The sequence below is a fragment of the Pseudogemmobacter lacusdianii genome, assembly GCF_030848395.1.
Classification (GTDB): Bacteria; Pseudomonadota; Alphaproteobacteria; order Rhodobacterales; family Rhodobacteraceae; genus Pseudogemmobacter; species Pseudogemmobacter lacusdianii.
This window is the reverse complement of the sequence record NZ_JAVDBT010000006.1, coordinates 203,732-228,022: the sequence shown is the minus strand read 5'-3', so window position 1 is coordinate 228,022 and position 24,291 is coordinate 203,732. Positions and strand designations below refer to the sequence as shown.

The window sequence follows — 24,291 nt, the reverse complement described above, 5'->3', positions numbered from 1 at the left end:
TAAAGCCGAAGCGTGGCAGAACCGCGCAGCCGTGGCGGTTCTTGCCCTTATGGCCTTTCCATTGCCCGCCAACCCGTGTATGCGCCGACACTGGCCTGAGAACTCCGGGGCCGCGCCATTTGGGAAAGGGCGTGGCGGGGGGTGGTGAGGCCATAATGTGGTCTCATATAGCGGGGCAGGGCCCTGCGTCAGGAAAAATAATGGACGATCTGGTAGTAGCCGGGCCGCTTAAAGCGGCATTGGCAGACAAAGGCTATGACTCGCTGACCCCGGTTCAGCAGGCTGTGCTGGGTGAAGGTGTTGCAGGACGCGACCTTCTGGTTTCGGCACAGACCGGCTCGGGTAAGACCGTGGCCTTTGGTCTGGCGATTGCGCCCGAAGTGCTTGATGGCGTCGATGCGCTGTTGCCCGCCGACAAACCCGTTGCTTTGGTCGTGGCTCCCACCCGCGAACTGGCCCAACAGGTCGCGCGTGAATTCCAATGGCTCTACGGCAATGCTGGTGTGCAGTTGGCCACCTGTGTGGGTGGTATGGACTACCGCACCGAAAAGCGCGCTTTGGAGCGTGGTGCCCATGTCGTCGTCGGCACCCCGGGCCGTCTGCGCGACCATATCGAGCGTCGCTCGCTGGATCTGTCGGAAGCCCGCGCCGTGGTGCTGGACGAAGCCGATGAGATGCTGGATCTGGGCTTTGCAGAAGATCTGGAATTCATCCTTGGCGCCGCTCCGGAAGACCGCCGCACTTTGATGTTCTCGGCCACCGTGCCGCGCGAGATTGAAGCGCTGGCCCGCACCTTCCAAAAGGATGCTCTGCGCCTCAACGTGCAATCGGCCGCCAAGCAACATGCCGACATCGCCTATCAGGCGCTTTCGGTGCAGGCGCGCGACAAGGAACATGCGATCTTCAACGTGCTGCGCTTCCACGAAGCCCAGACCGCGATCGTCTTCTGCAAAACCCGTGCCAACGTGAACCACCTGTTCGCCCGCATGGTGAACCGTGGCTTCCAAGCCGTGGCTTTGTCGGGCGAGCTGAGCCAGCAAGAGCGGATGCATGCTTTGCAAGCGCTTCGCGATGGCCGTGCGCGCGTTTGTATCGCCACCGACGTGGCGGCCCGTGGCATCGACTTGCCGGGGTTGGAGCTTGTGATCCACGCCGATCTGCCGTCGAACTCGGACACGCTGTTGCACCGTTCGGGCCGCACCGGGCGTGCTGGCCGCAAAGGCACCTCGGTGCTGATCGTGCCGCCGGCCGAGATCCGCAAAGCACAGCGCGTGCTGCAAGGCGCGAAGCTGGTCGCCGAATGGGGCAAAGCGCCTTCGGCTGAAGAAGTGCAAGCCCGCGAAGATCAGCGCGTGGTCGAGCATCCGCAATTTGAAGCTGGCGTGGGTGAAGAGGCCGAAATGGCCGGCGCTCTGCTGGAGCGTTGGGGGGCTGAAACCGTTGCCGCCGCTTTCGTGCGGATGTGGCGCGAAGGCCGTTCGGCTCCGGAAGTGCTGTCGGACAGCTTGCCGCCGCCCGCACCGCTGCCGGTGCGTGAGCGTGGTGAGTTTGGCCCCTCGGTCTGGTTCAAAGTCTCGGTCGGCCACACCGGCCGCGCCGAAGCCCGCTGGCTGTTGCCGAAGATCTGCGATGCCGGTGGCATTGCGAAAGATGGCATCGGCGCGATCCGCGTCCAGCAAGACGTGACCTACGTCCAGATCGCTGCTGCTTTGGCCGACCGCTTTGGCAAGACGCTCGAGATCGACCAAGATCTCGGCATGGAGCGCATCGAAGGCGAGCCGGATCTGGGCCGCTTTGCACCGCGCGGCGAGGGCCGTCCGGCGCCGAAGCGCGAAAAAGCGCCCTATCAGCCGAAGCCCTCGCGCTTTGATGATGGCGATGCGCCGGAAGCTGGCCGCAAGCCCTACGCCCCCCGCGAAGGCGCTGAGCGTAAGCCTTATGCACCGCGTGACAATGCTGACCGCAAGCCCTATGCGCCCCGCGCCGAAGGTGCCGAGCGCAAGCCTTACGCGCCGCGTGACAATGCCGACCGCAAGCCCTACGCCCCGCGTGGCGATGGCGATCGCAAGCCTTGGGCTCCGCGCGAAGGCGCCGAGCGTAAGCCTTACGCCCCCCGCGCTGCCGCTGCTGAAGGCGATTTCGCCAAGAAGCCGCGCTGGTCGCCGGATGATCGCGCTGCCAAGGGTGCTGCGCCTTCGAACCGCGAAAAGCCCGGTTACAAATCGGCAGGCTTCAAATCGCATGGTGGCGATGAGGGCCGTCCGGCCCGCGCCGCTGGCTATAAGAGCCACGGCTCGGAAGGCGGCGATCGCAAGCCTTGGGCCCCGCGCGGCGATGATGCCAAGCCCTATGCCCGTAAAGAGGGTGGCGCCAAGCCCGAAGGCCGTAGCTTCGGCTCGAAATCCTTCGGCGACAGCAAGCCCTCCTACAGCAAAGCGGGCAAGCCTGCTTTCGGCAGCAAACCGGCCTTCGGCAAATCGGATGCACCGAAACGCGCCGCACCGCGTGGCGATGCTAATGACACGTCGAAGCGCTTCGTGCCGCCGAAAAAGCGTTGATCTGAAATAAGTTAAGATGGGGCGGTGATCGTAAGATCGCCGCCCTTTTTCTTTAGCGCCGGGTTTCTTTAATGCCGGGCGGCGGCCGCTCCGGCCCAAAGCCCGGTCGCGAGGCAGCCAGTCAAAAGGTAGCCCCCCGTGGGCGCCTCCCAATCCAGCATCTCGCCAGCGGCAAAGACCCCCGGCATGGCGCGCAGCTCTAGGTCCGGGGTTAGAGCAGCGGCCGTGATCCCGCCCGCGACCGAGATTGCCTCATCCAAAGGACGCGGGCCTTGGTGTTGCACGGGCAGGCGTTTGAGCACCGTCAAGGGCTGGCCCTTGCCCCATTCCATCACCAAGGCTGCCGCGACTGGCGACAGGCCCAGCTTACGCAGGCGGTTGGCACCGGTCTCCCCCGGTTTCATCTTAGCGAGTTTCGCCTCAACCTCAGCCTCTGAAGTGGCGGGCAGAAGATCCAGCTCCAACCGCTCGCCTTGGCGCAAAGCGGGGGAAAGGGGGTAAAGCCCACCACCCTCAAGCCCGCGCTCCGAGACGATAAATTCGCCGCGATGCAGGCTGGCTGAGGGCAGAAGCCGCAAGGTCGCGCCCTTCACCGGGCTGCCAAAATGCCGCGCCATATGGGCCGACCAATCCACCCGCAGCCCGACATTCGCCGCCTGCCAAGGCGCGATCTCAACGCCTTTCTCGGCGAGCCAAGGCACCCAAGCCCCGTCCGAACCTAAGCGCGACCAACTGGCCCCGCCAAGCGCCAGCACGGTTACCTCGGGGCGCAGCGCTTGCAGGCCCTCGGGCGTGTCAAAGGCAAAGGCTTCACCCTCAAAGCCGGTCCAGCGCCAGCGCGTGCGCAGCTCAACCCCCAAGCCCTCAAGCCGCCGCAGCCAAGCGCGCAGCAAAGGTGAGCCCTTCATCGAGACCGGAAACACCCGGCCAGAGGAGCCGGTGAAGATCTCAACGCCAAGACCTTTTGCCCAATCCATCGCCTGAACGGGGCCAAATTTACCTAAGACCGGCGCCAACCAATCGGCGCCAAAGGTCGCGACAAAAGGCGCAAGCGGCTCATCCTTGGTCAGGTTCAGCCCGGATTTCCCGGCCATCAGAAACTTACGGGCGGGGCTGGGCTTGGCCTCGGCCACCACCACCCGCCTCCCGGCGCGCGCCAAAGCCTCGGCTGCCATCAGGCCCGCCGGACCCGCCCCGATGACAAGGGCAAAGGATGCGCCGGACCCGCTCACGTTGCGGCCCGACCCGGCTGCAAAACGCGCGGGCTTTCGGTCATCCGCTTGATCGCGGCGACATGGCCCGCGTCGGCGGCCAGCACATCGGCGCAGAGCGCGCGGGCAGCGTCGAGCAAAGCTTCAGCCGGGATGATGCGGTCAATCAGGCCCCATTGTAGCGCCTCATCCGCGGGGATCTTGGCTCCGGCCATCAGGATCATCCGCGCCCGCGCCGGCCCCACAAGCGCCACCAGCCGCGCCGGGTCCGAGGGTTGCGGCAGATAGCCCAGCCGCATCACCGGGTAGAAGACCTTTGCCTCGGCCATGGAAAGCCGCAGATCGCAAGCCAAGGCCATGCCGCAGGCCCCACCCGCTAAAGTGCCATTTAAGGCCGCGATGGAGAGCCCCGGGAAAGCAGCAATCGCGCCCGAGAGCCGCTCCCAGAGGGGCGAGGTGGCAAGCCCCGCCGCCGCTGCCTCAAGATCCGCCCCGGCCGAGAAGACCTTGCCGGTCCCGGTCAGGATCAAGGCCTGAGCCGCGCCTGCGGTCTCAACCGCCTCGGCCAAAGCCTCCAGCATGTCAGCGGTCAAAGCATTGGCCTTTTCGGGCCGATCCAGCCGGATCAGCCGCATCACCCCACCCGCATGGCTTTCGTCTTCAACCCGGATCATTGGCCGCTCCTTCTTATGGCTTAGGGCATAACCTGCCCGAGCCGGTCTGGAAAGCCAGCCGCGCCTCACGCCGGGCCTGGCCTTTCTGCTTGCACCCCGCCAGCGCCGCCGACACGATGGCGGCAATTCGGCCGCAAAAGCGGTGGCCGCCAGCGGTTGGCAGCTTTGCCAAGCCAGCCGTTGGGACGTGTAAAGGATGATTGACGATGCAAAGCCGCCCCACCTTTCGCCAAATTTCCCTGACGGGCGCGCGCGTTACGCGGCCGGCTTGGGCCTTGCCCGCGGCGGCACTGGCGCTTTTGGCCCAGCCCTTGCAGGCCGACACCACGCCCGAGGCGGTTTGGCAGTTGATCCAAGAGGAAGCCGGACCCGTGCTGACTGCTCAGGAAAGCCGGCGCGGCTCGGATTTGGTGCTGAGCCATCCGCGCCTTGCCCTGCCCGATGGTGCTTGGCTGGCGCTGCCCAACATCACCCTGCGTCAGCAAAGCGATGGCGCGGTCACGCTTGAGCTTCCGCCGAATTTCCCTGTTGAGCTGCAAGGGCTTACGGGGCCGGACGCGCCCGAGAAAGTCACCCTCACCATCACCGCCCCCGATCTGCAAGCGGTGTTCCGCGATATCGACGCCGAAGACATTGATGTTGCGATCAGCGCAGGAAGCCTCTCGGCGGTGATGGAGCCGATCACCCAAGCGACCGGGTGGAATGGCAAAAATACTCTCGTCGCGGCACTGACCTTGGATGATCTGAGCTTTGCTTGGCTAAGCCAGCTGCCACCCGAGCCGGAACTGAATGCCAAAGGCGCGGGGGCCGATGCGCATCTGTCGTTGGGCAATCTTAGCCTGGATGCCCGCGCTGTGATCCCATCGGAAGGCGTTGAAGGGCAGGTCTCGCTGAACCTCTCCGAGCTCAGCTTGGCGCTTGAAGCGCTCTTCCCGCCCGGCGGCATAGCGCTGATGGAAAGCGCCGATGCCCCGGATCTGCAAAAGCTGCCGCAATTCCTTGCGATGCTTGAGCAGGGCTTGCGGCTGCATCTGCGCTACCAAATGGGACCGGTGCAACTGGCCATCGACATGCCAGAACTGCCCGAGGGGCCCTTTGCTATGGACCTGTCTATGGCCGGTTCGGATGCAGAGTTCTCTTTGGATCGTAATGGCTTGGTCTATGACAAGGGCGCCGAAGGAACGGCCTTCAGCTTCCAAGGCCAATTGACCGACATGCCTTTGGACAACCTTTCTCTGAGCATCGCCGAGATGCGTGAGACGGTGCGGCTGGGCCTGCCTTCGGCCGGCGGGGCTTCGGATTGGGCGCTTCTTTACAAATTCGCCGGCATCGATGTCTCCGAGACGATCTGGGACATCTTCGATCCGGCGCGCCAATTGCCCCGCGATCCGCTCTCGCTGGTGCTGGATCTGACCGGCACTTGGACCCCTGACCCGCGTTTGCTCAGCGGCAGCCCCAGCGCGCATGATCTGCCGCTTACCGCGCTTACGGCCCAGTTGAATGAGGCTTTGGTCGCAGGGGCGGGGGTCAGCTTCTCCGGCGAAGGCGCGCTTGATTTCGACTTCACCGACCGCAGCCGCTATATCGATGATCTGCCGGTGCCCGAGGGCGCGCTTTCCTTCCTGACCAAAGGCGCCAATGCGCTGCTCGATAATCTGGTGGCTCTTGGCGCGATCTCCCCCGATGAGCTCACCGGCGCGCGCTTTGCTTTGATGTTCGCGGGCAAAGCCTTGAGCGATGACCCAGATGTCTTGACCACCGAGCTTGAGTTCAAAGACGGCTCTATCGTGCTTAACGGGATGAAGATCCGCTGATCCTCCCCTTTGCGGCGGCAATGGGCGCCACCTTGCGCCTATTGCCGCGCGCGATTACCTCAAACTGGCCCGCCCTTGGGCCAAGGAGCCACAAGTCTATGTCGCAATCCCCTTCGCTCTCGTCCCTCACCGAAGCTTTGCTTGACGCTGCCCGCAAGGCCGGGGCCGAAGCGGCGGATGCTTTGGCCGTCGCGGGCCAGTCGCTGACCATCGATCTGCGGCAGGGCAACCTTGAGCAAGCCGAACGCGCCGAAGGCACCGAGATCGGGTTGCGCGTGCTGATCGGGCGGCGGCAGGCCTGCGTTTCCGCCTCGGACACCTCAGCCGCGACCATCGCGGCTTTGGCCGAACGCGCCGTGGCAATGGCACGCGAGGCGCCGGAGGATCCAACGGCGGGTCTGGCCGATCCTTCGCAACTTGCGACCTTGCGCGATGCAGATGCTTTGGACCTGCGCGACTCGTCTCCCGAACCCGCCGCCACCGCGCTTGAGGCGCAGGCGCGTGCCGCCGAAGCCGCCGCTATGTCCGCGAAGGGCATCACGCAGGTCGAGACCTCGGCCACTTGGTCGCAGCGCGAGATGCATCTGGCGGCCTCGAACGGCTTTGCGGGCGGCTATGGCCGCAGTTCGCATTCGCTTTCCGCCACTGCCTTCTGCGGCTCCGGCACCGCGATGGAGCGGGATTGGGCGGGTGAGGGGCGGATCTACGCCTCTGACATGCCCAGTGCCGAGACCATCGGCGCTCTTGCCGCCGAGCGTGCCCTGTCACGGCTTGGCGCGATCAAACCGCCGACCGGGCATTTCCCGGTGCTTTATGATGAGCGGGTTGCGGCTTCGCTGATCGGGCATTTGCTCTCGGCCATCAACGGCAGTTCGGTGGCGCGCGGCTCCAGCTGGGCGGCCAAGATGATGGGGCAAGAGCTGTTGCCCAGCGGTCTTTCGCTGATCGAAAATCCCCACCGGGTGCGCATCGGCGCCTCGCGGCCCTTCGATGCCGAAGGCCTGCCAACGCAAAAGCGCGCCTTGGTGCAAGACGGTGTGCTGGCGTCTTGGGTGCTCGACCTTGCCACGGGCCGCAAGCTTGGCCTGCCCTCGACCGGCAATGCGGCGCGCGGCACCTCGGCGCCACCCTCGCCCTCAACCACCTGCATTGACCTGACCCCCGGACAGAGCAGCCGCGCCGATTTGCTGGCGCAGATGGGCACCGGCCTTCTGGTCACCTCGATGATCGGCTCGACCATCAACCCCACCACCGGGGATTATTCGCGCGGCGCTTCGGGCTGGTGGGTCGAGGGTGGTGAGCTGAAATATCCGGTGCATGAATGCACGATCGCCGGGAACCTGAAGGATATGCTGCGCCGCATCATCCCGGCCAATGATGCCCGCGATCACCTTTCGATCCGCGTGCCCTCCTTGCTGGTCGAGGGGCTCACGCTTGCCGGCAGCTGAGGATCTGGCGCTCCTTGAGGCCGCTGCCCGCGCAGGCGGCGCGGTGGCCCTGCGCTATTGGCGCAATGCGCCCAAATCTTGGGAGAAGGACGGCGATGCCGGTCCCGTCTCTGAGGCCGATCTGGCGGTGAATGACGCGCTTGAGGCGCAGCTCCGCACCGCCCGCCCCGGCTATGGTTGGCTCTCCGAGGAAAGCCCAGATGGGCCCGAGCGGCTGGCGGCCCGGCGCCTCTTCATCATCGACCCCATCGATGGCACCCGGTCTTATCTGAACAATCAGCCAGACTTTGCCCTTTCCATGGCCGTGGTCGAAGACGGCCGCCCGATTGCTGGCGTTGTCTATCTCCCCGCCAAAAACCGGCTCTACGCGGCCTCAGCAGGCGGTCCGGCCTTGTGCAACGGCCAGCCCATCCATTGCAGCACCCGCCAAGCGCTGAGCGGTGCGGATGTCCTGTCCAACCGCTCGACCCTTGCGCCCGAGAACTGGCCCGGCGGTCTGCCGCCCGTCAAACGCAGCTTTCGCTCCTCCATCGCCTACCGGCTTTGCTTGGTGGCCGAGGGCCGCCATGACGCGATGCTTGCCCTGCGTCCAAGCTGGGAATGGGACATCGCCGCCGGCAGCCTGATCGCCGAGCGTGCGGGGTGTGAGGTTCTGGACAGCAAGGGCGAAGCCCTTCGCTTCAACCAAAGCCCGCCCCTCGCCGATGGCATCATCGCCGCCAATCCAAGCCTTCAAGCGCAACTCATGCAAGCGCGCCGCCTGTAACCGCCCGCGCCGATGTCCGGGGCGCAAAAGCAACAGCCCGCGACCTTTCGGCCACGGGCTGCGCATCCTCCCGTTTTGTCGCGCGGGGCCTCCTCTCCCCTGATGCGCGACGCGGGTAACCTTGGGTCAAGCTGCCGGATGGCAGGCCCTTCTGTCAATCCTTCGCCTTACGAGCCGGCAATCAACTCGGCTTGGCGCACGATCACCTCCGCCTGCCGGACCGAGGCGATATCGACGAGCCGCCCCTTATAGACCGCAGCGCCCTGACCGGCCGCCGTCGCCTCGGCCATCGCCGCCAAGATCTCGCGCGCCTCGCTCACCGCCGTCTCCGAGGGGGTGAAGACCTCATTGGCCAGCGCGACTTGCTTGGGGTGGATCGCCCATTTGCCGACCATGCCCAAGGTTGCCGAGCGTCGGGCTTGAGCGCGGAAGCCTTCCTCGTCCGAGAAATCGCCGAAAGGCCCGTCCACTGGCAGCACGCCATGCGTGCGGCAGGCCGCCACGATCGCTGCCTGTGCCCAATGCCAAGGATCGGACCAATATTTGGCCCCCTCGCGATGCATGTAGTAATTCTCCTGCGTCCCGCCGATGCCGGTGGTCTGCATTCCCATCGAGGCGGCAAAATCCGCCGCACCTAGGCTCATCGCCTGCAACCGAGGGCTCGAGGCCGCGATCTCTTCGACATGGGCGATGCCCGCCGCGGTCTCGATGATCACCTCAAAGCTGATCGGCTTGCGGCGGCCCTTGGCGCGCTCAATCGCGGTGACCAAAGCGTCCACCGCATAGACATCGGCGGCGCAGCCCACTTTCGGGATCATGATCTGATCCAGCCGATCTCCGGCATTTTCAAGCAGTTGCACCACGTCTTGATACCAATAGGGCGTATCAAGGCCGTTGATCCGCACCGAAAGCGTCTTCTTGCCCCAGTCGACGCTGTTGATCGCTTCGATGATGTTCAGCCGCGCTTGCGGCTTGTCGGCTGGCGCCACCGAATCCTCAAGATCAAGGTTGATCACATCCGCCGCCGAGGCCGCCATCTTCTCAAAAAGCGCCGGACGCGAGCCGGGGCCAAAGAGTTGGCAGCGGTTCGGACGGGCAGGCGGGGCGGGCTGGATGCGGAAGCTCATCAGGATCTCTCGGTAATCAAGTTTCGCAAGGGGCTTCTTGTGGGTTATAATGTTGCGCATCCATCTGCAAGTGGATTTCTTCGCAGTTGCAGCATGACGCCGCCAAACCCCAAGCAACCGGCTTCCGCAAATCCCCGCCCCACGCTAATCTCCCCGCATGATCCAAGCCGAAGCCCAGACCTTTGCCCTGCGCAATCCCTTCACCATCAGTCGCGGTTCCAAGACCGAGGCGCGGGTGGTCACCGCCACGATCACCCGTCAGGGCCACCGCGGCTGGGGTGAGGCTCTGCCCTATCCGCGCTATGGCGAAACGGTCGAAGAGACCATCGCCGCGATCCACGCTTTGCCGCAAGACATCACCCGCGAAGCGCTGCAAAGCTTGATGCCCGCCGGGGCCGCCCGCAATGCCGTCGATTGCGCGCTTTGGGATCTTGAGGCCAAGGCCAGCGGTCGCGCGGTCTGGCAACTCGCGGGCCTTCAGCCGCCGCAGCCGGTGGAAATCGCCTTCACCCTTTCGCTCGACACGCCCGAGAACATGCGCGAAGCCGCCGCCCGCAATGCGCATCGCGCGGTGCTGAAAGTGAAACTCGGTACCCCCTCGGACATGCCTCGGATTGAAGCCGTGCGGCAAGGCGCGCCGCATGTCCGGCTGATCGTTGACGCCAACGAAGGCTGGACGCCCGAGGTCTATACCGACCTCGCCCGCCACCTCATCCGCCTTGGCGTGGAGATGGTCGAGCAACCCTTGCCGCAAGGCGCGGATGACATGTTGGCCGAGATCGCTCGCCCGCTGCCGGTCTGTGCCGACGAATCGGCGCATGATGCGGCCAGCCTGCGTGGCCTTATCGGCAAATATGATGTGGTGAACCTGAAGCTCGACAAAACTGGCGGTCTGACCGAGGCGCTGAAAGCCCGCGATCAGGCCCGCCAATTGGGGCTTAAGGTCATGGTGGGCTGCATGGTGGCCAGTTCGCTCTCAATGGCGCCCGCAATCTTGGTCGCGCAAGGCGCCGACTGGTCCGACCTTGATGGCCCCGCCGATATGGCGACGGACCGCAGCCCGCCGGTGCATTACGATGACCGACGCATCCATCCCGCCGCACCCGAACTCTGGGGGTAACCTGCGGGGATTAGGCCTCTACTGGAACGAAAATATCCCCCGCGGAGCGACCTTGAGCCGGTTGGCGCGGAACGCGCCAGAGGCGAGGTATCAGCTTGCGCCTGCAAGGCGCGCTTTAATCTCAACGGCTTTCCGCGACGCAAGGCTGGCCTATTTCGCCGCTTACCGGCCTTGACCCTAGCCCCGGATGGGCAAAGAAACGCAAGCGTTGACATTCATCACAGCTGTGTCCCGGAGACCGCAATGACTCGTATCGTTTATCTTGATGGCCAATACCTTGCCGAGACCGAGGCCAAGGTCTCGATCTTTGATCGCGGCTTTCTGATGGCGGATGGCGTCTACGAGGTCACCTCGGTGCTCGGCGGCAAGCTGGTCGATTTCCCCGGCCACATCGTGCGGCTGCAACGCTCGCTGGATGCGCTGGAGATCCGCAATCCGCTCAGCTCGGACGACTGGCTTGAAGTTCACCGCCAGCTGATCGTGCGCAACAACATCGATGAGGGGATGATCTATCTGCAAGTCACCCGTGGCAATCCGGGCGACCGCGATTTTGCCTTCCCGCCGGCTGATTTGCCGCCGACGGTGGTGCTTTTCACCCAAGCCAAGCCGGGACTTGCCAACAATCCGGCCGCCAAAACCGGTCTGCGCATCATCTCGATCCCCGATATCCGCTGGGGCCGCCGCGACATCAAAACCGTGCAGCTTCTTTACCCGTCGATGGGCAAGATGATGGCCAAGAAAGCTGGCGTCGATGACGCTTGGTTCGTTGAAGAGGAACTGGTCACCGAAGGCACCTCGAACAACGCCTATATCGTCAAGGGCAACCGGATCATCACCCGCGCGCTCAGCAATGATATCTTGCACGGCATCACCCGCGCCGCCGTGCTGCGCTTTGCCGCCGAAGCGCAGATGGAGGTCGAAGAGCGCAGCTTCTCGATCGAAGAGGCACAGGCCGCAGATGAGGCTTTCGTCACCTCGGCCAGCACCTTCGTGATGCCGGTGGTTGAGATCGATGGTGCAAAGATCGGCGCCGGTACTCCGGGTCCGATCGTGGCGCGCCTGCGGGAGATCTATCTTGAGGAAATGCTGAAGGCCGCCCTCTGAGCGTAAGGCGACCCTCAAGCACGTCTCGGGCCCGCCCTTTTTCGCAAAGGGCGGGCTTCGCTTTTGGTAACGGGGGCGTAGTTCAGAAGGCTGGCTTCGTGACCGCGCTGCGCCCGTGAACTCTGATCTTACGCCGCCGTCAGTGGCCGGGTGACAGCGTGAAAATCGCTAAGCTGCACATCTGCCGACGCCATATCCAGCACCCGCAGATAGGTCTGACCGTCCACTTGAACCAAAGTGTCAAAGCCGCCAGCGGCATTCGCTTCTTGCGCCAAAGTGATCGGTGCTGTCGGGGGCGCTGCGGTGAAGATGATCGCATATTCATCTTGGCCGGCAGCGTAATCCGTGACCGAGGGCACGCCGTCCGCTGCGGGAAGGATCTCGGTCACATCCGCGCCGGCTCCGGTGGCAAATGTCGCCGCGCCTTGGATAAAGAGCGTGTCATCGCCAGCACCACCAAAGAGCGTGTCGCCCTCACCGCCGTAAAGTGCGTCATTGCCAGCGCCGCCGTAAAGCAGATCGGCTCCGAGCCCGCCATCCAGCGTGTCATCGCCTTCGCCGCCGCGCAGCACATCAGCCCCCGCGCCGCCGCTCAGGATGTCATTGCCCTCTTCGCCCAGCAGCGTGTCATCGCCCTCACCACCAATGAGTTGGTCCTGACCGAAGCCGCCGAACAGAATGTCATTGCCGGTGCCGCCGTCCAACTGGTCGTCGCCAAGCCCGCCAAGCAGCCGATCATCGCCTGCCTCACCGGTGAGAGTATCATCGCCCGCGTCGCCCCGCAGGCTATCCGCGCCCGCGCCGCCGTAAAGCTGGTCATCTCCGGCCATGCCGTAGAGCGTGTCGTCGCCATCTTCGCCCCAAAGGCTGTCAGCACCCTCCCCGCCATAGAGAAGATCATTGCCCAACCCGCCATAAAGCTGGTCGTCATCGGCATCGCCCTCGAGCTTGTCATCGCCTGCGCCGCCTTCAAGGAAGTCATCCCCCGCGCCGCCGCGCAGCCCATCCGCACCATCACCGCCAGAAAGTCTGTCGTCGCCATAACCACCGTATAGGCTGTCATCGCCTGCTTCGCCGAAAAGCCAATCATCGCCGCCGTGGCCATAGATCTGGTCATCGCCAGCGCCACCGCGCAAAGTATCGCCTTCCGCACCGCCTCGCAGAAGGTCATCAGCATCACTGCCAGAGCGATCCTGGCCTTCATCCGTGGACTGGTTGTCGTCGTCCGAATTCCCCTGATCGATCAGCAAACCGGCCAATACCAGCGGCAACAAAAACAGCAATTCCATCAAATACCTCAATCGCAGAAAAGCAGCCGGCCAGGGGCGGCGCGTGGGGGCAGAGCACAAAATGAGCTGTGGGCAATGCCCGTAAAAACGAACAGGCATACTACACTGTACGACAAAATCATCGCAGAGCATGCCCAAGCAAGCGCAATTGCTAACAAAGAGTTAACATCGCTGGATGCACGAAACGGTGCCGGGTTTCATGCTGGATTGTTTCGGATTATTAGGTTTTCGAGACCCTATTGCGCGCCAACATTCTTCGCAAAGGCCTCGGTGAAGGCGGCCTGCTTTTCGGCATCTGCCGGGGTCTGATTCTGCGCCACCCAATCGCCGTAGGGCATGCCATAGACGATCTCGCGCGCCTCAACCTTTGACATCTCGATGCCACGCTCCGCTGCGGCCTCTTGATACCAACGGCTCAGGCAGTTGCGGCAAAATCCGGCCATATTCATCAGATCGATGTTCTGCACATCGGGGCGCTTTTGCAGCAGATGATGCATCAAGGCGCGGAAGGCGGCGGCTTCCAGCTCGGTCTTTGTGGTGTCATCCATGGTCAGTCCTCCAAAGTATCGGCCAAAGCGGCGGTCAGGATCGGAGCCAGTCGCGCGGCCCAAGCCGCCTGAGCCTCGGGCGTGGCAATCAGATCATTGCGCAGCTCAATCAGCGTGTTGTGCCGGCCTGTCGCCAAAGCGTGACGGTCGATCGCATCTCCGGGAAGATGGCCCGAATAGGGTTCATTGTCACCGACGCAAAGGTCGGGCTCGGCCTGAAGCCGCGCAATCAGCGCCTGCGACAACCGGGTATCGAGATGCGAATGCAACACCCCAACCTGCCAAGGCCGGGGCGGGCGGCCCTTTAGCGCCGGGGTGAAGCTGTGGATCGCCACGATCACCGTATCGGGTTGGCGCGCGGCTGCCTTGGCATAGGCGGCGTGATAGGGGCGATAGAGCCGCTCCAACCGCTCTTCGATCCCGGCGGCATCGATATGGCGGTTGGCCGGAATGATGGTGCCATCGTAAAGTCGCATCACCAAGGTCGGGTCATCCTCGCCCCGGTTGGGGTCAATCACCAAACGGCTGAAATCCGACAGCACTGCGGGGCTGTCGAGCTGCACTGCCAAGGCCCGCGCCAGACCGGCCGCGCCCACATCCCATGCGATATGCCGCGTCATATCCTCGGCCGCGATCCCCAGATCGCCCCCCGCCACCCAATCGGGCACCCGGTTTGAGGCGTGATCGCAGGTTACCAGCCAGCGGCCCGGCCGCGCCTCACCTTCCAGCTGAAACGCCACGAGGCTTTCCTTTCATCATTCTGAACTGTCGGGGTAATCCATCGCCTGCGATGCGTCCAGCCTGTCACGGTATTGTCCCATTTCTGTTGCAACTAAAGCGAGCATTGCAGGTAAAGCAGGCGTTGCGGGACGGGGCAACTTGCGCCATAACGCAGCCGGCCCACCACGAAACGCAACAATTCTTGAGGAGGATGGCTGATGCGCCGCCACCGCAACGTGAAAATCGTGGCCACTCTTGGGCCAGCGTCCAGCGATTACCAAATGATCCGCGCCTTGTGTGAGGCCGGGGCCGATGTGTTCCGCCTGAACATGAGCCACGGTGTCCATGACGACATCCGCGCCCGGCATGAGATCATCCGTCAGGTCGAGAAAGACCTTGGCCGCCCGATCGGCATTTTGGCCGACCTTCAGGGCCCGAAACTGCGCGTCGGCACTTTTGCCGCCGATGGTGGCCATGATCTGGCCGATGGCGCGGCCTTCCGGCTCGATCTTGACCCGACCCCCGGCGATGCGCGCCGCGTGCAGCTGCCGCACCCCGAGATTTTTGCGGCGCTTGAGCCGGGTGCCACGCTTTTGGTCAATGACGGCAAGATCCGTCTCAGCGTTGAGACCTGCGGCGCGGATTTCGCCGAATGCACCGTCACCGTCGGTGGCGTGATCTCGAACCGCAAGGGCGTGAACGTCCCCGATGTGGTGCTGCCGCTTGCCGCTTTGTCGGAAAAAGACCGCCGCGATCTTGAGTTTGTCTGTGAGCTTGGCGTTGATTGGCTGGCGCTTTCCTTCGTGCAGCGCGCCGAGGATGTGACCGAGGCCCGCGCCTTGGCCAAAGGCCGCGCCGCGATCCTGTCGAAGATCGAAAAGCCCGCCGCTGTGAAAGCCTATGATGAGATCTTGAAGGTCTCGGACGGTATCATGGTGGCGCGCGGCGATCTCGGCGTAGAGCTTCCGGTCTATTCGGTGCCGCCGATCCAGAAGCGTCTGGTGCGCGGCGCGCGCGCAGCCGCCAAGCCGGTGATCGTGGCGACGCAAATGCTCGAATCGATGATCGAGAACCCGATGCCGACCCGCGCCGAAGTCTCCGACGTGGCAACGGCGATCTATGAGGGCGCCGATGCGGTGATGCTTTCGGCAGAATCGGCTGCCGGCCGCTTCCCGGTTGAGGCCGTGGCGACGATGGACAACGTCGCCCGCTCGGTCGAAATCGACCCGACCTATCGCAATGTGATCGAGGCCAGCCGCAGCGTGAAGCGCGAGACCATCGCCGATGGCATCGTCGCCGCCGCGCGTGAGATCGCCGAAGCCACCGACATCAAGGCGATCGCTTGCTTCAGCCAATCGGGCACCACCGTTAGCCTTGTGGCGCGCGAGCGTCCCTCGGTGCCGATCATCGCGCTGACCCCGCTGATTGCCACCGCTCGCCGTCTGGCGCTGAGCTGGGGCGCGCATTGCGTGATCGTGCCCGAGCAAGAGCGCTTCAAAGGGGCCGTCATCAGCGCCGTGCGCGCCGCCCGCACGGGCGGGTTTGCGACCGAGACCGATCATATCGTGGTCACCGCCGGGGTGCCCTTCAACGTAGTTGGCACCACCAACATCCTGCGCGTCGCGCCTTGCGATGAAAGATTGATCTCGAAATCAGAACCCGGCTAAGCTCTGCGCGCAAGCAGCTCTTTGTTGAGGCGATATGGATCCGGATCTGTTTCTGACCATCGGTATCGTTTTGGTGGTTTTGACCATTCCCTCGCTCCTTTCGGCATGGACCGAAGGTCGACCGCCCCGGATGGGGGCGGTCGTGTTCTTCGCCGGGGCGGCTCTGGTCGCTTTGGCGCTGACTCAAAAGCCCGGCTCTTATTCCGTTGATGAGATCCCAAAGGTGATGCTTTCGGTCGTCGGGCGCTATGTGAACTGACCGCGCCCCGCCGCAGGCACGAATCCCCTTGCACCTTTCCCGGTGCGCTTCTATAGCCAAGCCTTCGGAACAGACCGCGCGCCCGGCGAAAGTGGCATGCCTTGGCGCGCGTCGAACACTGGAGAGTGAAATGCCCAAGATGAAGACGAAATCCGCTGCGAAAAAGCGGTTCTCCTTCACGGCCAATGGCCATGTGAAGGCGGGTGTGGCTGGCAAGCGCCACGGCATGATCAAACGCACGACGAAATTCATCCGTGACGCGTCGGGGACCATGATCCTCTGCGCCGCGGACGAGAAAATCGTCAAAAAATACATGCCGTACAACCGCTAAGGAGAGCCCCAGATGTCCCGCGTTAAATCCGGCGTTGTAACCCACGCCCGTCACCGCAAGGTTATCAAGAAAGCGAAAGGCTACTACGCCGCCCGCTCGACGAACTTCCGCACCGCCACTCAGGCCGTCGACAAGGCCCAGCAGTATGCGACCCGCGACCGGAAAGCCAAAAAAGGCCAATTCCGCGCTCTGTGGATCCAGCGTATCAACGCTGCTGTCCGTCTGTTCGACCCGGCCTTCACCTACTCGCGTCTGATCGCGGGTCTGGCAAAAGCTGGCATCGAAGTGGACCGCAAAGTGCTGGCCGATCTGGCCGTGCATGAGCCGGAAGCCTTCAACGCCATCGCTGACAAAGCCCGCGCCGCTCTGGCCTAAGCTTTTGCGACAATCCTTCGGAAAGGCCGTCCTTCGGGGCGGCTTTTTCATTTGGCGCAGCGGGGTATGGGCTGGGTAAGGTATTCTTTACAGTCCCCGCATGACCGAAAATTTCATTTGAGATGCAATGTCTTGCAGGTCATGGTCGAAGCAGTTGAATGATCCGCTGTGACCTTTGGAGATTGCTCCCGTGACCCTGCGCTTTGCCCCCCTTGCCCTATGCCTTGCAGTACTTGCTGCCCCAAGCTTTGCCGACCCTCTTGGCCTGCCTTTGGCCGCGGGCTCTTACATCCGGCAGGGCGAGGCTTGCGCCACCGCGAATGATGCCAATCTGGCCTTGGTGCATGAAAAGGGCGTCAACACCCCCGAGCTTTACTGCGAATTCGAGTTTGCCGAGGAAATCGATCTCGAGGTTTGGAGCTTCGCCGGCGAATGCGAGCATGTCGAACAACGCGCGCCCTACCTCAACGAGGGCACCATCGAGATCATCGACGATAACACCTTCCGCTTCAATGATGGCGTGGTTGAGGGGCGCTATAGCTATTGCGCGCCAGAAACCCTGCCGGCGCCTTACGGCAGTTCTGCGGGATAGGCCGGAGTTTCCCTTGTCATCAAGCCCCTAAAGAGCTAGTCGGAGGCCGCAATTCTTCTTCCGGGGGCTCAGATGGATCTGACCGAAATCCGTGGCAAATACATCGAGGCCGTGGCTGGTGCAGCCGATGAGGCGGCTCTGGAAGAGGTCCGCCTGGCCGCTTTGGGCAAAAAGGGCGAGATCTCGGCCCTGATGTCCACGCTTGGCAAAATGGACCCCGAGGCCCGCAAGGCCGCTGGCGCCCAGATGAACCTCGTCAAAGACGAGATCGATGCCGCCCTGCGTGCCCGCAAAGTGGCACTTGGCGATGCGGCGCTGGATGCGCGTCTGAAGTCTGAATGGCTTGACGTGACCCTGCCGGGCCGCCCGCGCCGTCAGGGCTCGATCCATCCGGTCAGCCAAGTGATGGAAGAGCTTTCCGCGATCTTCGCCGATATGGGCTTTGCCGTGGCCGAAGGCCCGCAAGTCGAATCCGATTGGTATAACTTCGACGCTTTGAACATCCCGCCCGAGCACCCCGCGCGGCAAGAGCATGACACCTTCTTCATGCACCGCGCCGAAGGCGATGCCCGCCCGCCGCATGTTCTGCGCACCCATACTTCGCCGGTGCAGATCCGCGCGATGATGGAGCAAGGCGCGCCGATCCGCGTGATCGCGCCCGGTCGCGTCTACCGCATGGACATGGACCAAACCCATACGCCGATGTTCCATCAGGTCGAGGGTCTGGCGATTGACCGCGACATCTCGATGGCCAACCTCAAATGGACGCTGGAAGAATTCTGCCGTGCCTTCTTCGAGGTGGACAAGGTCGAGCTGCGCTTCCGCGCCAGCCACTTCCCCTTCACCGAACCCTCGGCTGAAGTGGACATCCGTTACTCCAACGTCGGCGGCCAGCTCCGCATCGGCGAGGGCGACAAATGGATGGAGATCCTTGGCTCGGGCATGGTGCATCCCAAGGTGCTGCAAGCCGCCGGCGTCGATCCTGAGCAATGGCAAGGCTTTGCCTTCGGCATGGGCATCGACCGCATCGCTATGCTGAAATACGGCATCCCCGACCTGCGCGCCTTCTTCGAATCCGACCTGCGCTGGCTGCGCCATTACGGCTTCAGCGCCTTGGACGTGCCGGACCTGCCGGGCGGTCTTAGCCGCTAAGCGGCGGGACCAGTCCAGCATTATCTTAATTTTGCCTCAGGCGCGCCATGATCTGATAGTTCAAGGCGGTAGAATTAAGTATAGGGAATGCAATGATTTTTCGGCATTTGGTGATGGTGGGCGGTCTCGTTGCTGCCCTGATGGGCAGCGCTCCCACCGCGGTTCTGGCCAGTGACCACTGTGTCACCTTAAGCCAACTTGCAGCAAAGATCATGGAAGGCCGCCAGAACGGGGTCACTCTGATCGATATGATGCAGCTGTTGAAAAGTGACGATGAGTTCGCCAACGAGCTGATGCAGACGATGGTTCTGACCGCGTATGACCTGCCGGGCTTTTCGACGGATTCGATGAAAAAGCAGGCCGTGACTGATTTCGCCAATAACGTCGCCCTGATGTGCTACAAAGCCGAAGGCTAATGTGATCTGATCTGCTCTGGCTTTTAAGGGCCAGCGCAGAACAGAACGGGCTCTTCTTGCGGCTTCCTTCGCTTCCTTCGTGCAAAGCCGTCGCGCTGTAGGTTGCGCTTTGTGCCCCCTGCGGCCATATAGGGGGCCTGACAAAGAGGGTCTCTTGTATGATCTACCTTGATTTCGAAAAGCCTCTGGCAGAGATCGAAGGCAAGGCCGAGGAGTTGCGGGCGATGGCTCGGCAATCCGAAGGCATGGATGTCTCGAAAGAGGCCGAAGCTTTGGATCGCAAAGCCGAGACGGCGCTGCGCGACATGTATAAGGGGCTGAGCGCATGGCAGAAGTGCCAAGTGGCGCGTCACCCGGACCGGCCGCATTGCCGCGATTACATCGAGGCGTTGTTCACCGAATACACCCCCCTTGCTGGCGACCGCGCCTTTGCCGATGACCATGCGGTCATGGGCGGCCTTGCCCGCTTCAATGACCGTCCCATCATGGTGATCGGCCATGAAAAGGGCAATGACACCAAATCCCGCATCGAGCGGAATTTCGGCATGGCTCGCCCCGAGGGCTACCGCAAAGCCATTCGCCTGATGGATCTGGCCGACCGCTTTGGCCTGCCGGTGATCACGCTGGTTGACACCCCCGGTGCCTATCCGGGCAAGGGCGCGGAAGAGCGCGGTCAGGCCGAGGCGATTGCCCGCTCGACCGAGAAATGCCTGTCGCTTGGCGTGCCGCTGATCTCGGTGGTGATCGGCGAGGGTGGCTCGGGCGGCGCTGTGGCCTTTGCGACGGCCAACCGCATCGCCATGCTGGAACACTCGGTCTATTCGGTGATTAGCCCTGAAGGCTGTGCCTCGATCCTTTGGAAAGACGCCGATAAGATGCGCGAAGCGGCCGAGGCTTTGCGCCTGACCGCGCAAGACCTGCAAAAGCTGGGCCTCATCGACCGCATCGTGAATGAGCCGGTCGGCGGCGCGCAGCGCGCACCGAAAGAGGCGATTGACGCCGTTGGCAAAGCGATTGAGGCGATGCTGAAGGACCTGTCGGGCAAGAAGCGCGATGCGATCATCAAGGACCGCCGCGAGAAGTTCCTGTCGATGGGGGCCAAGGGCCTCGCAGCCTAAGGGCTCACTCTTGAAAAAAGCCGGTCTTTTGGCGCTGGCTCTGGCCCATTCGGGGCCGGGGCAGCGGTTCAGAAGGCCGGCTTTTTGCTGTGCTGGCCCCCGCTGAGCTTTTAAGCCAGTTTCGCCGCCTTTTTCTTGCGCGGGGCTTTTGGCTTTGGCGGCGGGGTGTCTTGCATCACCGCTCGCAAAACCTGCGCGCAGAAGTCCGGCTCATCCAAAAGCTCAGAGCCGAGGATGTAATCCTTTGAGCCGGGATAGGCCGGGGCCATTTCAGCCTCGGGCAGCAGGGCCTTAGCCCCCGGCGTAGGCTTGATGAACAACGTGTCATCGCAGACGAAGGCCACCGTGCGCCCCTCAAGATAAAGCGCATATTCGCCAAACATCTTGCGGCTCGTCAGCGGCAGCATGGCAAGCGTATCAAGGATATGCGCAATCGTCGCAGCTTGCGTCGCCATGCCGACCCTATCCTTTAGCCGTGAAAGCCTGCCTCAGCTTGCAGCTTATCGGAATGGGTTTCCACCACGCTTTCAAGCTGGCGCATGAACTCTTTCACCGGCAGGCCGGGCGGGATCTCGGGCAGGAACTCGACCACGGCAAGGCCCGGCTTGCGCAGGATGCCCCGGCGCGGCCAGAAGAGACCGACATTGGTTGCCACCGGCACACAAGGCTGCTCCAGCTGCGTGTAAAGAAGGCCTGTGCCCACCTTATAGGGCATCTCGACCCCCGGCGCGACGCGGGTGCCTTGCGGGTAGATGATAAGCTGGCCCGGATGCGCTGCCCCCTTGGCGACATCGGCCTTCATCTTGGTGACCGCATTGCCGCGCTTGCCGCGATCCACCGGCACACAGCCAAGCCGCATCGCATATTGGCCAAGGAAGGGCGCATACATCAACTCGCGCTTCATGATGAACTTGCCCGAGGGGACGGCGTTGAAGATCATGATGATATCAAGGAAGCTTTGGTGCTTTGCGGCCACCAAAACCTCACCCGTCGGCGGCGTGCCACGCACTTCACAGCGGGTGCCGCAAAGCCAGCGCAGGGTAAAGATCACCCAGCGGCAATAGGTTTTGCAGGCAGCCAAAGCCCCCCGGCGTGAGAACAAAGCCCAAGGTGCAAAAAGCACCGCGATCACCGCCATCGCCAGATACATCTGGATGATAAAGATCAGCGACAAGACCCAGCGAAGGACAATCATGGCAGTTCTCGCAATTTCTGAAACGCCGCCCGGCGGGTGGCGGCAAAGGCCACCACGGCGGCCAGCGGCGGCAGCACCAAGGGCCAAAGCCAGCCCGCTCCGGTAAAGCCAAGCCCGGTCAAAAAGCCACCCGCGGCATCGGCACTGGGCAGAAGCGCCACACCAATCGCACCGCAGATGGCGCCCACGACCGAGCCCGAAAGCGCGCGCAAGGTGAAGCGACGCACGAAGGCGCGGGCGATATAGCTGTCACGCGCCCCAATCAGCCGCAGCACCCGCACCACCTGCGCATTGGCCGCAAGCGAGGCATTGGCGGCCAGCGTAATCATCGCTGCCATGGTGAAGCCAATCAGCCCAATCGCCAGCCAGCCCAACAGGCGCAACCGCCCCGCCGCCTCGGCCAAGGGGCGGCGCCAGCGGGTGTGATCGTCCAGCACCGCACCCGGCGCCTCGGCCGCGAGCCGCTGACGCAGGCCCGCGCCGTCATAGCCGGGATCTGCCTCGATGATCTCAATCAGCCGCGGGATCGGCAGCGCCTCGATCGGCAGATCAGGGCCGAACCACGGCTCAAGCAAAGCCCGCGCCTCGTCATCGCTCAGGGCCTTGGCGCTTTCGATGCCGGGGGTGGTGGAGAGCAGAAGCAAGATCGCATCGGTTTGCAACTGCATCTGATCGGGCGGCGCCGACAGCCGAATTGTCGCCGTCCGCGCCAAAGCATCCGACCAGCGATCCGCCAGCCGCCCCGAGGCCAAGGACAGAGCCAAGGCAAAGACGCAAAGGAAGGTCATCGCACCCGCGGTAAAGCTGGTCAGCCAAGCGGTATGGCCCGTGGGCGGCACCACACGCTCGGCCTGTTTGCCCATATCCAGAAGGCGCAGCAAGGCGGCGGGCCATCTCATAGATCTGCCCCCGCCAGCTGAATCCGCCGCCGCGCAATCCGCAGCACCCGTGCGGGCACCTGCGCCTTGGCTTGCCGGATCAAGTTCAGATCATGGGTAGCAACCACAATGGTCTTGCCCATCCGATTGAGCTCGACCAGCAGCGTCAACAGCCGCAAGCTCATCTCCCAATCGACGTTGCCCGTGGGCTCGTCCGCGATGATGACATCGGGGTCCATGATGATCGCCCGCGCCAAAGCCGCGCGCTGCCGCTCACCGCCCGAAAGCGAGGGCGGCACCGCATCGGCCAGATGGCCAAGCCCGACCCAAGTCAGCAAATCCTTCAGATCCGCCAGATCGCCGCCCTTGCCCGCCACCGTCAGCGGCAGCTGCACATTGGCCGCCAAAGGCATGTGGTCGAGAAACTGCACATCTTGATGCACCACGCCAATCCGCCGACGGGTATGGGCAATCTCATCACGGCTTAGGCTGCGCACTTCGCGGTCAAACAAAGTGACATGGCCCGAGGTGGGCAGCAAATCGGCATAAGCCAGCTTTAGAAAGGTGGTTTTGCCCGCCCCGGAAGGCCCGGTCAGAAAGTGAAACGAGCCCGGCGCCAGCCGCAAGCTGACCTCGCTCAGAAGCTCTCCGCCGCCGTAATTATAGGCCACATTCTCAAAGGCGATCACTGTGACTGCACCCAATTTTAAGCGATCTGCGGGCCATGATGGCGCGCGTCAGCTGTGCTTTCAATCGCACGAGGCTTTAGCATTAGACAAGACCGAGGCACAAACTCTTGGAGAGGAACGATATCGTTGCTACAACAAAGTTGAATTGGTGCGGCGAAGCCCAGTTTGGGGAGTGTTGGATGCGGCTGGTCTGCCCGAATTGCGATGCAAAATACGAAGTTCCGGATGGCGCAATCCCCGAGGGAGGGCGCGATGTCCAATGCTCGGCTTGCGGCCATGCTTGGTTCCAAGCGCAGCAGGACCCCTTCGCAACGCCAGAGCCTGCGGCTGTGGACGATGCTTGGGCAGAGGCCGACAGCTTTGACGATGAGTTAAGCGAAGACCCCGCAGCCGTCGGGCGCACGCCCGCTCTCGATGACTTCACCCCGCCGCCCTTGCACGCGGCCGGACAGGGGCGGCCCGTCGCCGAAGCTTTGGCCCAAGCGGATGCCGAGGCCGAGTTGCAAGCCGCGCTGAACGCGCCCTCGGCCGAGTTCGAAGTGACAGATGCCGAACCGCCAGCGCAGGATGACGCTGCTTTGCAAGCGGCCATTGGTGCGGTGCTGCAGGATTCCGCCCCCCCGCCCGCGCCCGGCGCGCCCCTTATGCCGCGGCCTGAGCTTGACGAAGACCTGCGCGCGCTTTTGCGCGAAGAGGCCGAGCGCGAGGCCGAAGCCCGCCGGATTGAGGCGCAGCGCGCCGGTCGCAAGGCCGAGGCCGAGGGCCAAATGCAGGTGCAGCCCGAATTGGCGATCGATGCCGCCGGCGCTGGCCTCACTCCGGTGCAGCGCCGTCTTGCCATGCTTGAGGGCCGTGACCCCGATGCTGCGCCGCCCGAGCCGCCGCGTCCCCCGGCCCGGCGCGATCTTTTGCCCGATGTTGAAGAGATCAACTCAACCCTGCAACCCGGCGATGCCGCCGCGCTCGACGCCGAGGTCGAGGCTTTGCCCGACCTTACCAGCGGCAGCCGCAGCTTCCGGGTTGGGTTCCTTTTCGCGATCCTCATCTTGCTGCTGGCCTCTGCCGCCTATGTTCTGGCACCGCAACTTGGCGCGCAACTGCCGCAGATTCAGCCCCATCTCGACAGCTATGTGAGCTTCGTCGATGGTTTGCGGATCTGGCTGAACCAGCAGATGAACGCCGCCACAGCGTCTCTGACCAGCACCGCCAGCTAAGCGGCTGACCGCAAAAGAAGAAAGCC

General features: G+C 63.3%; 25 protein-coding genes. 15 read left to right on the top strand and 10 right to left on the bottom strand.

Features of this window, described 5'->3' with window-relative positions; translation table 11 throughout:
- Window positions 1-200: 200 nt before the first annotated feature.
- Window positions 201-2,558 carry a DEAD/DEAH box helicase gene (locus tag Q9295_RS08365; protein ID WP_306680082.1) on the top strand — a complete coding sequence of 786 codons (2,358 nt, stop codon included), beginning with the start codon at window positions 201-203 and terminating at the stop codon, window positions 2,556-2,558.
- Window positions 2,559-2,626: 68 nt separating this feature from the next.
- Here the strand turns inward: Q9295_RS08365 and Q9295_RS08360 are convergent, their stop codons facing one another.
- The gene (locus Q9295_RS08360; protein WP_306680081.1) at window positions 2,627-3,790 is read right to left on the bottom strand and encodes a TIGR03862 family flavoprotein; all 1,164 of its coding nucleotides are present in this window, start codon (window positions 3,788-3,790) and stop codon (window positions 2,627-2,629) included.
- On the bottom strand, window positions 3,787-4,443 hold the full coding sequence (locus Q9295_RS08355; protein ID WP_306680080.1) for an enoyl-CoA hydratase/isomerase family protein: 657 nt from the start codon (window positions 4,441-4,443) through the stop codon (window positions 3,787-3,789). The genes Q9295_RS08360 and Q9295_RS08355 overlap by 4 nt, the downstream gene beginning before the upstream one ends.
- A 206-nt stretch (window positions 4,444-4,649) precedes the next feature.
- Between Q9295_RS08355 and Q9295_RS08350 the strand changes: the two genes are divergently transcribed.
- From Q9295_RS08350 to Q9295_RS08340, 3 genes are all read left to right on the top strand, one after another.
- Entirely contained in the window at window positions 4,650-6,257 is a 1,608-nt protein-coding gene (locus Q9295_RS08350) for a hypothetical protein (RefSeq protein ID WP_306680079.1), read from the top strand.
- Between the two features lie 98 nt (window positions 6,258-6,355).
- Window positions 6,356-7,705 carry a TldD/PmbA family protein gene (locus tag Q9295_RS08345; RefSeq protein ID WP_306680078.1) on the top strand — a complete coding sequence of 450 codons (1,350 nt, stop codon included), beginning with the start codon at window positions 6,356-6,358 and terminating at the stop codon, window positions 7,703-7,705.
- Window positions 7,692-8,471 carry a 3'(2'),5'-bisphosphate nucleotidase CysQ gene (locus Q9295_RS08340; RefSeq protein ID WP_306680077.1) on the top strand — a complete coding sequence of 260 codons (780 nt, stop codon included), beginning with the start codon at window positions 7,692-7,694 and terminating at the stop codon, window positions 8,469-8,471. The genes Q9295_RS08345 and Q9295_RS08340 overlap by 14 nt, the downstream gene beginning before the upstream one ends.
- Before the next feature lie 167 nt (window positions 8,472-8,638).
- Here Q9295_RS08340 and Q9295_RS08335 read toward each other — a convergent pair whose 3' ends face one another.
- Window positions 8,639-9,598 carry an L-malyl-CoA/beta-methylmalyl-CoA lyase gene (locus tag Q9295_RS08335; protein ID WP_306680076.1) on the bottom strand — a complete coding sequence of 320 codons (960 nt, stop codon included), beginning with the start codon at window positions 9,596-9,598 and terminating at the stop codon, window positions 8,639-8,641.
- A gap of 157 nt (window positions 9,599-9,755) precedes the next feature.
- On the opposite strand from Q9295_RS08335, the gene dgcA reads away from it, so the two are divergent.
- Both dgcA and Q9295_RS08325 read left to right on the top strand, forming a co-directional pair.
- Window positions 9,756-10,718, top strand: a complete 963-nt coding sequence (gene dgcA, locus Q9295_RS08330) for an N-acetyl-D-Glu racemase DgcA (protein WP_306680075.1) — start codon at window positions 9,756-9,758, stop codon at window positions 10,716-10,718.
- A 243-nt stretch (window positions 10,719-10,961) separates the two neighbouring features.
- Window positions 10,962-11,822 carry a D-amino-acid transaminase gene (locus Q9295_RS08325; RefSeq protein ID WP_306680074.1) on the top strand — a complete coding sequence of 287 codons (861 nt, stop codon included), beginning with the start codon at window positions 10,962-10,964 and terminating at the stop codon, window positions 11,820-11,822.
- Between the two features lie 128 nt (window positions 11,823-11,950).
- Here Q9295_RS08325 and Q9295_RS08320 read toward each other — a convergent pair whose 3' ends face one another.
- The 3 genes from Q9295_RS08320 to Q9295_RS08310 all read right to left on the bottom strand — a co-directional run bounded on the left by Q9295_RS08320 (window position 11,951) and on the right by Q9295_RS08310 (window position 14,399).
- Entirely contained in the window at window positions 11,951-13,111 is a 1,161-nt protein-coding gene (locus Q9295_RS08320) for a calcium-binding protein (RefSeq protein WP_306680073.1), read from the bottom strand.
- Between the two features lie 236 nt (window positions 13,112-13,347).
- Window positions 13,348-13,659, bottom strand: a complete 312-nt coding sequence (locus tag Q9295_RS08315; protein WP_306680072.1) for a DUF1244 domain-containing protein — start codon at window positions 13,657-13,659, stop codon at window positions 13,348-13,350.
- Window positions 13,660-13,661: 2 nt separating this feature from the next.
- Window positions 13,662-14,399: an N-formylglutamate amidohydrolase gene (locus Q9295_RS08310; protein ID WP_306680071.1), complete on the bottom strand. Its 738-nt coding sequence runs from the start codon at window positions 14,397-14,399 to the stop codon at window positions 13,662-13,664.
- Between the two features lie 198 nt (window positions 14,400-14,597).
- Here Q9295_RS08310 and pyk point away from each other — a divergent pair, with 198 nt between their 5' ends.
- The 8 genes from pyk (at window position 14,598) to Q9295_RS08270 (ending at window position 20,289) form a co-directional block, all read left to right on the top strand.
- Entirely contained in the window at window positions 14,598-16,046 is a 1,449-nt protein-coding gene (pyk, locus tag Q9295_RS08305) for a pyruvate kinase (protein ID WP_306680070.1), read from the top strand.
- A 34-nt stretch (window positions 16,047-16,080) separates the two neighbouring features.
- Window positions 16,081-16,305, top strand: a complete 225-nt coding sequence (locus Q9295_RS08300) for a hypothetical protein (RefSeq protein WP_306680069.1) — start codon at window positions 16,081-16,083, stop codon at window positions 16,303-16,305.
- A 130-nt stretch (window positions 16,306-16,435) separates the two neighbouring features.
- On the top strand, window positions 16,436-16,636 hold the full coding sequence (gene rpmI / locus Q9295_RS08295; RefSeq protein ID WP_306680068.1) for a 50S ribosomal protein L35: 201 nt from the start codon (window positions 16,436-16,438) through the stop codon (window positions 16,634-16,636).
- Window positions 16,637-16,648: 12 nt separating this feature from the next.
- On the top strand, window positions 16,649-17,011 hold the full coding sequence (gene rplT / locus Q9295_RS08290) for a 50S ribosomal protein L20 (RefSeq protein ID WP_306680067.1): 363 nt from the start codon (window positions 16,649-16,651) through the stop codon (window positions 17,009-17,011).
- A gap of 190 nt (window positions 17,012-17,201) precedes the next feature.
- Entirely contained in the window at window positions 17,202-17,603 is a 402-nt protein-coding gene (locus tag Q9295_RS08285) for a hypothetical protein (protein ID WP_306680066.1), read from the top strand.
- 72 nt (window positions 17,604-17,675) lie between these two features.
- Window positions 17,676-18,755 carry a phenylalanine--tRNA ligase subunit alpha gene (gene pheS / locus Q9295_RS08280; RefSeq protein ID WP_306680065.1) on the top strand — a complete coding sequence of 360 codons (1,080 nt, stop codon included), beginning with the start codon at window positions 17,676-17,678 and terminating at the stop codon, window positions 18,753-18,755.
- 92 nt (window positions 18,756-18,847) lie between these two features.
- Window positions 18,848-19,171, top strand: a complete 324-nt coding sequence (locus Q9295_RS08275; protein ID WP_306680064.1) for a hypothetical protein — start codon at window positions 18,848-18,850, stop codon at window positions 19,169-19,171.
- Between the two features lie 158 nt (window positions 19,172-19,329).
- The gene (locus Q9295_RS08270; protein WP_306680063.1) at window positions 19,330-20,289 is read left to right on the top strand and encodes an acetyl-CoA carboxylase carboxyltransferase subunit alpha; all 960 of its coding nucleotides are present in this window, start codon (window positions 19,330-19,332) and stop codon (window positions 20,287-20,289) included.
- Window positions 20,290-20,399: 110 nt separating this feature from the next.
- Here the strand turns inward: Q9295_RS08270 and Q9295_RS08265 are convergent, their stop codons facing one another.
- From Q9295_RS08265 to Q9295_RS08250, 4 genes are read right to left on the bottom strand one after another with little or no spacing between them, the layout of a single operon-like run.
- Window positions 20,400-20,744, bottom strand: a complete 345-nt coding sequence (locus Q9295_RS08265; protein WP_306680062.1) for a TfoX/Sxy family protein — start codon at window positions 20,742-20,744, stop codon at window positions 20,400-20,402.
- A 14-nt stretch (window positions 20,745-20,758) separates the two neighbouring features.
- The gene (locus Q9295_RS08260) at window positions 20,759-21,484 is read right to left on the bottom strand and encodes a lysophospholipid acyltransferase family protein (RefSeq protein WP_306680061.1); all 726 of its coding nucleotides are present in this window, start codon (window positions 21,482-21,484) and stop codon (window positions 20,759-20,761) included.
- The gene (locus Q9295_RS08255; RefSeq protein WP_306680060.1) at window positions 21,481-22,383 is read right to left on the bottom strand and encodes a cell division protein FtsX; all 903 of its coding nucleotides are present in this window, start codon (window positions 22,381-22,383) and stop codon (window positions 21,481-21,483) included. Before Q9295_RS08255 ends, Q9295_RS08260 begins: the two co-directional genes overlap by 4 nt.
- Window positions 22,380-23,051 (bottom strand): cell division ATP-binding protein FtsE, encoded by a 672-nt coding sequence (locus tag Q9295_RS08250; RefSeq protein ID WP_306680095.1) that lies wholly within the window; start codon window positions 23,049-23,051, stop codon window positions 22,380-22,382. The genes Q9295_RS08255 and Q9295_RS08250 overlap by 4 nt, the downstream gene beginning before the upstream one ends.
- 179 nt (window positions 23,052-23,230) lie before the next feature.
- Here Q9295_RS08250 and Q9295_RS08245 point away from each other — a divergent pair, with 179 nt between their 5' ends.
- On the top strand, window positions 23,231-24,265 hold the full coding sequence (locus tag Q9295_RS08245) for a zinc-ribbon domain-containing protein (RefSeq protein ID WP_306680059.1): 1,035 nt from the start codon (window positions 23,231-23,233) through the stop codon (window positions 24,263-24,265).
- Window positions 24,266-24,291 lie beyond the last annotated feature (26 nt).